This window comes from Pseudomonas sp. GR 6-02, from assembly GCF_001655615.1.
Classification (GTDB): Bacteria; Pseudomonadota; Gammaproteobacteria; order Pseudomonadales; family Pseudomonadaceae; genus Aquipseudomonas.
The window spans coordinates 1,536,954-1,551,190 of record NZ_CP011567.1 but is presented as its reverse complement, the minus strand read 5'-3'; the positions used below and the strand labels follow the sequence as shown (position 1 = coordinate 1,551,190).

Sequence of the window (14,237 nt, the reverse complement as noted above, 5' to 3'; positions counted from 1 at the left end):
CGTCAAGCCCAGACGGTCGACGATGTCCGGTAGCCGCCCCGTACCGCTCCTGAACACTCTGAGCGGCGCAAGCACGGGACTTCGTCCTGTTAGCAGTCCCTGGCAATTCCAATAAAAAAAGCATTCTCGGGAGAAAGACATGGCTACCACCACCACGACCAGCGGCGGCACCGTTACTTCGTTTTCCAATACGCCGCAGGCGCAGGACGACATTTTCACTACAGGTGTCATTGGCACGAGCAGCGTGACCATCACTGAAGACCTGCAGGGTGTCGTGTACCTGGATGTCATGTCCAATGACCTGGGCGGTAACGCAAAGACGCTCTGGTCAGTTGATAACGCGACCAGCCTTTCTACTGCCACCAAGGTTTATGCCCCGGCCGATCTGCTGGTCCAGGACACGAGCAGAATTGAGGCGACGAGCACCGACACCAGCCTCAACGGGGCAAAAATCTGGATTACATCGGATGGCAAAGTCGGCTACGACGCCGCTACCTTATCGACTGCTTTCAAGACGCAACTTCAGGAGCTTGCTGCCGGAGCGTCCCTGGCAGACAGCTTTACGTATGCGATTCGTCTCGGCAATGGCACCCTCAGCTGGGCCACTGCGCAAGTGCAATTTGCCGGTATGAATGACAGTGTGACGATGAACGTCAGCGTGCAGGCTGGCACGGTGACCGAAGATGCGCCCACAACGCCGAGCACTACCGATTCGCTGAGTACGACGGGCACGATTGCATTTAGCGATGTCGATCTGAGCGACACGCATACCGCTTCATTCGTGGCGGCGGGAGGCAATACCACAGCGCTGGGCAACTTCAGCCTTGCCTCTGTCATTGAAGCGGCCAATGCGGCCAACGGCACCGTTAACTGGACTTACACCGTGAACAATGCGGCAGCCCAGTACCTGGCCCAGGGTCAGACAGCTACCGAAACCTATGTGGTCACCGTCAATGATGGGCATGGTTCGTCGACAACGCAAAATGTGATCATCACCATCACCGGCACCAACGACCAGGTGCACATCACCAGCGGCGTGCAGACCGGCGATGCCAAGGAAGACAGTGGCGACTACGCCGCCAACGGCAGCATCACCTTCACCGACGCCGACCTGATCGACACCCACAGCGTCACCGTCACACCGGGCGCTTCCGGCTACCTGGGCAGCTTCACCACAGATCCACTGCACGACAGCACCGGCACCGGTAGCGGTTCGCTGGGCTGGCACTTCGCGGTAGACAACGCCGCCGTGCAGTTCCTGGGCGAAGGCCAGATCCTCACCCAGACTTATAACGTGGCGATCGGCGACGGCACGGTACAGACCGTGACCATTACCATCACCGGCACCAACGACCGGCCGACGCTGACGATTGCCGACACCACCGGCGCCATGAGCGAAGGCAACGGTACGGCCACACTGAGCGACAGCGGCGCACTGAGCTTTGCCGATGTGGACAACATCGACGTGGTGACTGTGTCGCACGCCTCCAACGGCAACATCGCCTGGAGCGGCGGCACGCTCGATGCGGGTGTGGCCTCAGCACTGGTCGCCGGGTTCTCGGTTGATCACAACAGCTGGGACTACAGCACCAGCCAGAACCTCGATTTCCTCGGCGCGGGTGAAACCGTCACCTTCTCGTACACCGTGGTCGCCACCGACAACAGCGGCGCGGCTAACGCTGCTTCGGCGACGCAGACCGTGACCATCACCATTACTGGCAGCAATGACGCACCGGTGCTCAGCTTCGCGAGCGGCAACGATGCCGGCGCCGTGAAGGAAGACACCACCCTCAGTGTCAGTGGCCAGTTCAACTCGACCGACATCGATCACGCGGCCACCGCCACCTGGAGCATTGCCGGGTCCAATACTGGCACCTACGGCTCGATCGCGGTGGACAGCAGCGGTAAGTGGACCTACACCCTGGCCAACGGCACCGATGGTGTTGCCAGTGCGGTGCAATCACTGAAGGTTGGCGAGAGTCACAACGAAGTGTTCAGCGTGCAGGTCAGCGATGGCCTCGGTGGCGTCGCCACCCATCTGGTGACTGTCACCGTCACCGGCAGCAACGACGCGCCGGTGCTCAGTTTCGCCAGCGGCAACGATGCCGGCGCCGTGCAGGAGGACACCACGCTCAGCGTCAGCGGCCAGTTCAGTTCGACCGACATTGATCATGCGGCCACCGCCACCTGGAGCATTGCCGGGTCCAATACCGGCACTTATGGCTCGATCGCCGTCGACAGCAGCGGTCAATGGACCTACACCCTGGCCAACGGCACCAATGGCGTCGCCAGTGCGGTGCAATCGTTGCAGGCCGGCGAGACTCATAACGAAGTATTCACCATCCAGGTCAGCGATGGCCTGGGTGGCGTCGACACCCAACAGGTGACTGTCACCGTCACCGGCAGCAATGACGCACCCGTACTCAGTTTCGCCAGCGGCAACGATGTCGGCGCCGTGCAGGAGGACAGCACCCTCAGCGTCAGTGGCCAATTCAGCTCGACTGACATCGATCATGCAGCCACCGCCACCTGGAGCATTGCCGGGTCCAATACCGGCACTTATGGCTCGATCGCCGTCGACAGCAGCGGTCAATGGACCTACACCCTGGCCAACGGCACCAATGGCGTCGCCAGTGCGGTGCAATCGTTGCAGGCCGGCGAGACTCATAACGAAGTATTCACCATCCAGGTCAGCGATGGCCTGGGTGGCGTCGACACCCAACAGGTGACTGTCACCGTCACCGGCAGCAATGACGCACCCGTACTCAGTTTCGCCAGCGGCAACGATGTCGGCGCCGTGCAGGAGGACAGCACCCTCAGCGTCAGTGGCCAATTCAGCTCGACTGACATCGATCATGCAGCCACCGCCACCTGGAGCATTGCCGGGTCAAACACCGGCAGCTACGGCTCGATCGCCGTCGACAGCAGCGGCCAATGGACTTACACCCTGGCCAACGGCACCGATGGCGTTGCCAGTGCCGTGCAATCACTGAAGGCCGGCGAGACTCACAACGAAGTGTTCAGCGTGCAGGTCAGCGACGGCCTCGGCGGTGTCGCCACCCAGCAGGTGACTGTCACCGTCACCGGCAGCAATGACGCACCCGTACTCAGTTTCGCCAGCGGCAACGATGTCGGCGCCGTGCAGGAGGACAGCACCCTCAGCGTCAGTGGCCAATTCAGCTCGACTGACATCGATCATGCAGCCACCGCCACCTGGAGCATTGCCGGGTCCAATACCGGCACTTATGGCTCGATCGCCGTCGACAGCAGCGGTCAATGGACCTACACCCTGGCCAACGGCACCAATGGCGTCGCCAGTGCGGTGCAATCGTTGCAGGCCGGCGAGACTCATAACGAAGTATTCACCATCCAGGTCAGCGATGGCCTGGGTGGCGTCGACACCCAACAGGTGACCGTGACTGTCACCGGCAGCAACGACGCCCCCGTACTCAGCTTCGCATCGGGCAACGATGTCGGCGCCGTGCAAGAAGACACCACCCTCAGCGTCAGCGGCCAGTTCAGTTCAAGCGACATCGACCATGCCGCCACCGCGACCTGGAGCATTGCCGGGTCAAACACCGGCAGCTACGGCTCGATCGCCGTCGACAGCAGCGGCCAATGGACTTACACCCTGGCCAACGGCACCGATGGCGTCGCCAGTGCCGTGCAGTCGTTGCAGGCCGGCGAGACTCATAACGAAGTGTTCAGCGTGCAGGTCAGCGATGGCCTCGGTGGTGTCGACACCCAGCAGGTGACTGTCACCGTCACCGGCAGCAACGATGCGCCCGTACTCAGCTTCGCATCGGGCAACGATGTCGGCGCGGTGCAAGAAGACACCACCCTCAGCGTCAGCGGCCAGTTCAGTTCAAGCGACATCGACCATGCGGCCACTGCCACCTGGTCGATCAATGGCTCGGCAACTGGAACCTACGGCTCGATCGCCGTCGACAGCAGCGGTCAGTGGACCTACACGTTGGCCAACGGCACCAATGGCGTCGCCAGTGCCGTGCAGTCGTTGCAGGCCGGCGAGAGTCACAACGAAGTGTTCACCATCCAGGTCAGCGACGGCCTGGGCGGTGTCGACACCCAGCAGGTGACTGTGACCGTCACCGGCAGCAATGACGCACCCGTACTCAGTTTCGCCAACGGCAACGATGCCGGCGCGGTGCAGGAAGACACCACGCTCAGCGTCAGCGGCCAGTTCAGTTCAAGCGACATCGATCATGCCGCCACCGCGACCTGGAGCATTGCCGGGTCCAATACCGGCAGCTACGGCTCGATCGCCGTCGACAGCAGCGGTCAGTGGACTTACACCCTGGCCAACGGCACCAATGGCGTCGCCAGTGCCGTGCAGTCGTTGCAGGCCGGCGAGAGTCACAACGAAGTGTTCACCATCCAGGTCAGCGACGGCCTCGGTGGCGTCGACACCCAACAGGTGACCGTCACCGTCACCGGCAGCAATGACGCACCCGTACTCAGTTTCGCCAGCGGCAACGATGCCGGCGCGGTGCAGGAAGACAGCACGCTCAGCGTCAGCGGCCAGTTCAGTTCAAGCGACATCGATCACGCGGCCACCGCGACCTGGAGCATTGCCGGGTCAAACACCGGCAGCTACGGCTCGATCGCCGTCGACAGCAGCGGCCAATGGACCTACACCCTGGCCAACGGCACCGATGGCGTTGCCAGTGCCGTGCAATCACTGAAAGCCGGCGAGAGTCATAACGAAGTGTTCAGCGTGCAGGTCAGCGACGGCCTCGGCGGTGTCGACACCCAGCAGGTGACCGTGACGGTCACCGGCAGCAACGATGCGCCGGTGCTCAGCTTCGCGTCGGGCAACGATGCCGGTGCGGTGCAGGAAGACAGCACCCTCAGCGTCAGTGGCCAATTCAGCTCGAGCGACATCGACCACGCGGCCACCGCCACCTGGAGCATCGCCGGGTCCAATACCGGTACTTACGGCTCGATCGCCGTCGACAGCACGGGCCAGTGGACTTACACCCTGGCCAACGGCACCGATGGCGTCGCCAGTGCCGTGCAGTCGTTGCAGGCCGGCGAGAGTCACAACGAAGTGTTCAGCGTGCAGGTCAGCGACGGCCTCGGCGGTGTCGACACCCAGCAGGTGACTGTGACGGTCACCGGCAGCAACGATGCGCCGGTGCTCAGCTTCGCGTCGGGCAACGATGCCGGTGCGGTGCAGGAAGACAGCACCCTCAGCGTCAGTGGCCAGTTCAGTTCGACCGACATTGATCATGCGGCCACCGCCACCTGGAGCATCGCCGGGTCCAATACCGGTACTTACGGCTCGATCGCCGTCGACAGCACGGGCCAGTGGACTTACACCCTGGCCAACGGCACCGATGGCGTTGCCAGTGCGGTGCAGTCACTGAAGGCCGGCGAGACTCATAACGAAGTGTTCAGCGTGCAGGTCAGCGACGGCCTCGGCGGTGTCGACACCCAGCAGGTGACTGTGACGGTCACCGGCAGCAACGATGCGCCGGTGCTCAGCTTCGCGTCGGGCAACGATGCCGGTGCGGTGCAGGAAGACAGCACCCTCAGCGTCAGCGGCCAGTTCAGTTCAAGCGACATCGATCATGCCGCCACCGCGACCTGGAGCATTGCCGGGTCAAACACCGGCAGCTACGGCTCGATCGCCGTCGACAGCACGGGCCAATGGACCTACACGTTGGCCAACGGCACCGATGGTGTCGCCAGTGCGGTGCAATCGCTGAAGGTCGGCGAGACTCATAACGAAGTGTTCAGCGTGCAGGTCAGCGACGGCCTCGGCGGCGTCGACACCCAGCAGGTGACCGTGACTGTCACCGGCAGCAACGACGCCCCCGTACTCAGCTTCGCCAGCGGCAACGATGCCGGCAACGTGCAGGAGGACACCACCCTTAGCGTCAGCGGCCAATTCAGCTCGAGCGACATCGACCACGCGGCCACCGCCACCTGGAGCATTGCCGGGTCCAATACCGGCACTTATGGCTCGATCGCCGTCGACAGCACCGGTCAATGGACTTACACCCTGGCCAACGGCACCAATGGCGTCGCCAGTGCCGTGCAGTCGTTGCAGGCCGGCGAGACTCATAACGAAGTGTTCAGCGTGCAGGTCAGCGATGGCCTCGGCGGGGTCGACACCCAGCAGGTGACTGTCACCGTCACCGGCAGCAACGACGCACCCGTACTCAGTTTCGCCAACGGCAACGATGCCGGCGCGGTGCAGGAAGACACCACGCTCAGCGTCAGCGGCCAGTTCAGTTCAAGCGACATCGATCATGCCGCCACCGCGACCTGGAGCATTGCCGGGTCAAACACCGGCAGCTACGGCTCGATCGCCGTCGACAGCACGGGCCAATGGACCTACACGTTGGCCAACGGCACCGATGGCGTCGCCAGTGCCGTGCAGTCGTTGCAGGCCGGCGAGAGTCATAACGAGGTGTTCACCATTCAGGTCAGCGATGGCCTCGGCGGTGTCGACACCCAGCAGGTGACTGTCACCGTCACCGGCAGCAACGACGCACCCGTACTCAGTTTCGCCAACGGCAACGATGCCGGCGCGGTGCAGGAAGACACCACGCTCAGCGTCAGCGGCCAGTTCAGTTCAAGCGACATCGATCATGCCGCCACCGCGACCTGGAGCATTGCCGGGTCAAACACCGGCAGCTACGGCTCGATCGCCGTCGACAGCACCGGTCAATGGACTTACACCCTGGCCAACGGCACCGATGGCGTCGCCAGTGCCGTGCAGTCGTTGCAGGCCGGCGAGAGCCATAACGAAGTGTTCACCATCCAGGTCAGCGATGGCCTCGGTGGCGTCGACACCCAGCAGGTGACCGTGACCGTCACCGGCAGCAACGACGCACCCGTACTCAGCTTCGCGAGCGGCAACGATGTCGGCGCCGTGCAGGAGGACACCAGCCTCAGCGTCAGCGGCCAGTTCAGTTCAAGCGACATCGATCATGCAGCCACCGCGACCTGGAGCATTGCCGGGTCCAATACTGGCAGCTATGGCTCGATCGCCGTCGACAGCACGGGCCAATGGACCTACACGTTGGCCAACGGCACCGATGGTGTCGCCAGTGCCGTGCAATCGTTGCAGGCCGGCGAGAGTCACAACGAAGTGTTCAGCGTGCAGGTCAGCGACGGCCTCGGCGGCGTCGACACCCAGCAGGTGACCGTGACTGTCACCGGCAGCAACGACGCCCCTGTACTCAGCTTCGCCAGCGGCAACGATGCCGGCAACGTGCAGGAGGACACCACCCTTAGCGTCAGCGGCCAATTCAGCTCGAGCGACATCGACCACGCGGCCACCGCCACCTGGAGCATTGCCGGGTCCAATACCGGCACTTATGGCTCGATCGCCGTCGACAGCAGCGGCCAATGGACCTACACGTTGGCCAACGGCACCGATGGCGTCGCCAGTGCCGTGCAATCACTGAAGGCCGGCGAGAGTCACAATGAAGTGTTCACCATCCAGGTCAGCGACGGCTTGGGCGGTGTCGACACCCAGCAGGTGACTGTCACCGTCACCGGCAGCAACGATGCACCGGTGCTCAGTTTCGCCAACGGCAACGATGTCGGCGCCGTGCAGGAGGACAGCACCCTCAGCGTCAGCGGCCAGTTCAGTTCAAGCGACATCGATCATGCAGCCACGGCGACCTGGAGCATTGCCGGGTCCAATACTGGCAGCTACGGCTCGATCGCCGTCGACGGCAGCGGTCAGTGGACTTACACCCTGGCCAACGGCACCAATGGCGTCGCCAGTGCCGTGCAATCGTTGCAGGCCGGCGAGAGTCACAACGAAGTGTTCACCATCCAGGTCAGCGACGGCCTCGGCGGTGTCGACACCCAGCAGGTGACTGTCACCGTCACCGGCAGCAACGACGCACCCGTACTCAGTTTCGCCAACGGCAACGATGCCGGCGCCGTGCAGGAAGACACCACCCTCAGCGTCAGTGGCCAGTTCAGCTCAAGCGACATCGATCACAATGCCACCGCCACTTGGTCGATCAATGGCTCGGCAACTGGAACCTACGGCTCGATCGCCGTCGACGGCACCGGTCAATGGACGTACACCCTGGCCAACGGCACCGATGGCGTCGCCAGTGCCGTGCAATCACTGCAGGCCGGCGAGAGTCATAACGAAGTGTTCACCATCCAGGTCAGCGATGGCCTCGGCGGTGTCGACACCCAACAGGTGACTGTCACCGTCACCGGCAGCAATGACGCACCCGTACTCAGTTTCGCCAGCGGCAACGATGCAGGCAACGTGCAGGAGGACACCACGCTCAGCGTCAGTGGCCAGTTCAGCTCGAGCGACATCGATCACAATGCCACCGCCACTTGGTCGATCAATGGCTCGGCAACTGGAACCTACGGCTCGATCGCCGTCGACGGCACCGGTCAATGGACGTACACCCTGGCCAACGGCACCGATGGCGTCGCCAGTGCCGTGCAATCACTGAAAGCCGGCGAGAGTCATAACGAAGTGTTCAGCGTGCAGGTCAGCGATGGCCTCGGTGGCGTCGACACCCAACAGGTGACTGTCACCGTCACCGGCAGCAACGATGCGCCGGTGCTCAGCTTCGCGTCGGGCAACGATGCCGGTGCGGTGCAGGAAGACAGCACCCTCAGCGTCAGTGGCCAGTTCAGTTCGAGCGACATTGATCATGCGGCCACCGCCACCTGGAGCATCGCCGGGTCCAATACCGGTACTTACGGCTCGATCGCCGTCGACAGCACGGGCCAGTGGACCTACACCCTGGCCAACGGCACCGATGGTGTCGCCAGTGCGGTGCAATCGCTGAAGGTCGGCGAGACTCATAACGAAGTGTTCAGCGTGCAGGTCAGCGACGGCCTCGGCGGCGTCGACACCCAGCAGGTGACCGTGACGGTCACCGGCAGCAACGACGCCCCCGTACTCAGCTTCGCCAGCGGCAACGATGCCGGTGCGGTGCAGGAAGACACCACCCTCAGCGTCAGTGGCCAGTTCAGCTCGAGCGACATCGACCACGCGGCCACCGCCACCTGGTCGATCAATGGCTCGGCAACTGGAACCTACGGCTCGATCGCCGTCGACGGCAGCGGTCAGTGGACTTACACCCTGGCCAACGGCACCGATGGCGTTGCCAGTGCGGTGCAGTCACTGAAGGCCGGCGAGACTCATAACGAAGTGTTCAGCGTGCAGGTCAGCGACGGCCTCGGCGGCGTCGACACCCAGCAGGTGACCGTGACGGTCACCGGCAGCAACGATGCGCCGGTGCTCAGCTTCGCCAGCGGCAACGATGCCGGCAACGTGCAGGAGGACACCACCCTTAGCGTCAGCGGCCAATTCAGCTCGAGCGACATCGACCACGCGGCCACCGCCACCTGGAGCATTGCCGGGTCCAACACTGGCAGCTATGGCTCGATCGCGGTGGACGGCACCGGTCAATGGACTTACACCCTGGCCAACGGCACCAATGGCGTCGCCAGTGCCGTGCAATCGTTGCAGGCCGGCGAGAGCCATAACGAAGTGTTCACCATCCAGGTCAGCGATGGCCTCGGCGGCGTCGACACCCAGCAGGTGACCGTCACTGTCACCGGCAGCAACGACGCCGCCGTGCTGTCCTCGGCCAATGTCACACTGACCGAAACCAATGCTCCGCTGACTACGGGTGGTAGCCTGACCGTCAGTGATATCGACAGCCCGGAAAGCTTCCACACGCAAACCAACACCGCCGGCAGCTACGGCCAGTTCTCCATCGGCACCGACGGAGCCTGGACCTACGTCGCCAACTCCGCCCACAACGAGTTCGCCGCCGGCACCACCTACACCGACACCTTCGCCGTGAGCAGTGCCGACGGCACCCTCACTTCGGTCACCGTGCACATCCTCGGCACCAACGATGCGGCCGTGCTGTCCGCCGGCACCGCCAACCTCACCGAGACCAATGCCGCCGTCGACATTTCCACCACCGGCACCCTGACCATCAGCGACGTCGACAGCGCCGCAACCTTCGTCGCACAAACCAACACCGCCGGCAGCTACGGCCAGTTCTCCATCGGCACCGGTGGTGCCTGGACCTACGTCGCCAACTCCGCCCACAACGAGTTCGCCGCCGGCACCACCTACACCGACACCTTCGCCGTGAGCAGTGCCGATGGCACCCTCACTTCGGTCACCGTGCACATCCTCGGCACCAACGATGCGGCCGTGCTGTCCACCGGCATCGCCAACCTCACCGAGACCAATGCCGCCGTCGACATTTCCACCGCCGGCACCCTGACCATCAGCGACGTCGACAGCGCCGCAACCTTCGTCGCACAAACCAACACCGCCGGCAGCTACGGCCAGTTCTCCATCGGCACCGACGGAGCCTGGACCTACGTCGCCAATTCCGCCCACAACGAATTCGCCGCCGGCACCACCTACACCGACACCTTCGCCGTGAGCAGTGCCGACGGCACCCTCACTTCGGTCACCGTGCACATCCTCGGCACCAACGATGCGGCCGTGCTGTCCACCGGCATCGCCAACCTCACCGAGACCAATGCCGCCGTCGACATCTCCACTGCCGGCACCCTGACCATCAGCGACGTCGACAGCGCCGCAACCTTCGTCGCACAAACCAACACCGCCGGCAGCTACGGCCAGTTCTCCATCGGCACCGGTGGTGCCTGGACCTACGTCGCCAACTCCGCCCACAACGAATTCGCCGCCGGCACCACCTACACCGACACCTTCGCCGTGAGCAGTGCCGACGGCACCCTCACTTCGGTCACCGTGCACATCCTCGGCACCAACGATGCGGCCGTGCTGTCCACCGGCATCGCCAACCTCACCGAGACCAATGCCGCCGTCGACATCTCCACTGCCGGCACCCTGACCATCAGCGACGTCGACAGCGCCGCAACCTTCGTCGCACAAACCAACACCGCCGGCAGCTACGGCCAGTTCTCCATCGGCACCGGTGGTGCCTGGACCTACGTCGCCAACTCCGCCCACAACGAGTTCGCCGCCGGCACCACCTACACCGACACCTTCGCCGTGAGCAGTGCCGATGGCACCCTCACTTCGGTCACCGTGCACATCCTCGGCACCAACGATGCGGCCGTGCTGTCCACCGGCATCGCCAACCTCACCGAGACCAATGCCGCCGTCGACATCTCCACTGCCGGCACACTGACTATCAGCGACGTCGACAGCGCCGCAACCTTCGTCGCGCAAACCAACACCGCCGGCAGCTACGGCCAGTTCTCCATCGGCACCGGCGGTGCCTGGACCTACGTCGCCAACTCCGCCCACAACGAATTCGCCGCCGGCACCACCTACACCGACACCTTTGCCGTGAGCAGTGCCGATGGCACCCTCACTTCGGTCACCGTGCATATCGCCGGCAGCAACGACTCACCGACGATCACTTCCAACGGTGCTGGTGCGACGGCTTCGATCAACGTGGCTGAGAACACCACAGCGGTCACGACGGTGGCAGCGACCGATGCAGACCTGCCGGCACAAACGCTGACCTACAGCATCGTCGGTGGAGTGGATGCCGCGAAATTCTCGATCGTTTCTGGCACAGGCGTGCTGAGCTTTGTCTCTGCACCCAACTTTGAAGCACCGACTGATTCGGGAACGAACAACGTTTATGACGTGATTGTGCGGGCATCGGACGGCACACTGTTCGACGACCAGGCGATCGCGGTAACCGTGACAGGCGTCAACGACAACAGCCCGATTATCACCTCCAACGGTGGTGGTGCGACGGCTTCGATCAACGTATTGGAGAACACCACGGCGGTCACGACAGTGGTGGCGACTGACGCTGATCTACCAGCGCAGACGCTGAGCTACTCGATCCTGAGTACAGCCGGGACGGACTTCAGCAAATTCTCGATCAGTTCGAGTGGGGTGCTGACGTTCAATTCGGCGCCCGACTACGAGAATCCCCAGGATGTCGGTGGAACCGCCGGCGACAACGCCTATGTTGTGAACGTTCAGGTGGCCGACGGTAATGGCGGAATCGACACGCAGACCATTACGGTAAACGTGCAGAACGTCATTGAGACGCCAGTTGATACCGTGCCGCCGACGGTGGCAGTGACGGGGACGGCCCTAGGGAGTTCGGTCGGTTCAACGTCGACGGTGACATTCCAATTTAGTGAGACAGTGAGCGGTTTCACCCTGTCTGATGTCGCAGTGACGACAACGAGCGGAGTGCCCCGCGGAACCTTCAGTAACTTTACCCAGGTTGATGGCGATACCTACACGGCAATACTGACCAGAACCCAGGGCGGCAGCATAAAAGTCGACGTTGCCGCGAACAGTTACACCGACCTGGCGGGTAATCCTGGTGCGGCCGGCAGCAGTGCCAACCTTCCGGCAGGCGTTGCCGGCGACCCCATCAATCTAGCCCTCAACGTTCCGTTAGCCGATATCAGCGGCCCCGTAACGGTATCCATCAGCGGGGTTCCCTCGGGGTGGGTGTTCAATGCAGGAACCGACAACGGCGACGGCACATGGACCGTGCACACCAACGATCCCGGCGCATTGACTGTGACAGCCCCAAGCGACTTCGTGGGTGCGTTGGTGCTTGACGTCAACATGAACTGGAGCAACAGCGACGGCAGCACCGCCAGCGCGTACGTGTTCAACAACGTCGAAGTCTACGCCCCGGGCGCGCCGATCTTCGCCTTGTCCGCTAACGATAACCTGACCGGCTCGTCAGGTGCCGACACCTTCGTCTTCGCCCAACCGATCGGCAACAACCAGATCTTCAATTTCGATGCCGCAGCGGACAAGATCGACTTGGTCGGCTTCACTGGCATCAACGGCTTTGCAGACTTGAGTATCACTAACGACGCCAACGGCAATGCACTGGTCAGCATAAGCACCGGCCAGACGGTCACTCTCAAAGGTATCGATGCGGCGGACTTGAGCGAAGCGAACTTCCAGTTCGATGTCGATCCGCTCACCAACAACGCCGGGACCATCACCATTGCCGACGGCGCGATCATGCCGTTCGGTGGCAGTATCCATAACAGCGGCACCATCGAGCTCGGCTCCGCCGGCAGCGCGACCAGCCTTGAGGTTCTGTTCCGTGGCGCGACCTTGACCGGTGGCGGCCAGGTGCTGCTATCCGACAACGCGCAAAACGTGATTTTCGGCGGCAGCGCCGACACCGTACTGAACAACGTCGACAACCGCATTTCCGGCGCCGGCCAGTTGGGTGCCGGGCAGATGGTGCTGATCAATTCGGGGCTGATCATGGCCAGCGGGCTGAACAGCCTGGTGCTCGACACCGGCACCCACACCATCACCAACAGCGGGGTGCTGGAGTCCACGGGCCCAGGCGGCATGACGGTGGCCAGTACGGTCGAAAACACCGGCCACCTGTGGGCCAATGGTGGTGACCTGCGCCTGCTGGCCGACGTGACCGGCGACGGCAGCGCGACCATCGACGGTAACGCGACCCTGACCTTCTCCGGTGCTGCACACGGATCCGTCGCCTTCCACGGCGAAGGCGCAGGCACGCTGGTGATCGCACAGGCCGAAACAGCGGGCTCGCTGGCCGGCATCCTCGGCCTTGAGAGCAATGACATGCTGACGTTCGGCAATCTCACTTTCGGCGCCAACACCCAACTCAGCTACAACACCAACGCCTCTGGCGCCGGCGGCCTGCTGACAGTGGACGACGGCGTGCATCGGGCCGAGGTGAACCTGTTGGGGCATTACTCGGCGGAAGACTTCCAGGTCACCGACGGCGGCGCGGCCGGCACTCAAGTCAGTTACCACGGAGAATCCAGCGGCACGCTGGTGGGCACCATGCTCGCAGACACGATCAATGGTGGCGACGGCAACGACATCATCGTGGGCCGTGGCGGTGCAGACACGCTCAGCGGTGGCGCGGGAGCCGACGTGTTTGCCTACTTCAACGTGAATGAAGGCGGCGATCATATCCTCGACTACAACTACGCCGAAGGGGACAAAATCGACCTCTCCGCACTGCTCAAGGCCAACTTCGTCGCCGGCACCAGCCAGGTGTCGGACTTTGTCCAAGTGGTGCAGACCGGCAACGACATCACCGTGAAGGTAGACCCTGATGGCGCAAGCAATGGCAAGAATTTCGTCGATGTGGCGGTGCTTGACCACGCTGGTACGCCTGGGCCCGATCTGGTGCGCACCTGGTTCGGGGATGCGGAGCATACGCTGACGGCGTGATATTGGGCTGGAGTTGAGCAGTTGATGATGGTGG

At 63.0% G+C, this 14,237-nt stretch carries 1 protein-coding gene; it reads left to right on the top strand.

All coding sequences use genetic code 11. The annotated features are described in order from the left end of the window. Window positions 1-139: 139 nt before the first annotated feature. Window positions 140-14,203, top strand: a complete 14,064-nt coding sequence (locus PGR6_RS29870) for a VCBS domain-containing protein (RefSeq protein WP_064616467.1) — start codon at window positions 140-142, stop codon at window positions 14,201-14,203. Window positions 14,204-14,237: the final 34 nt, after the last annotated feature.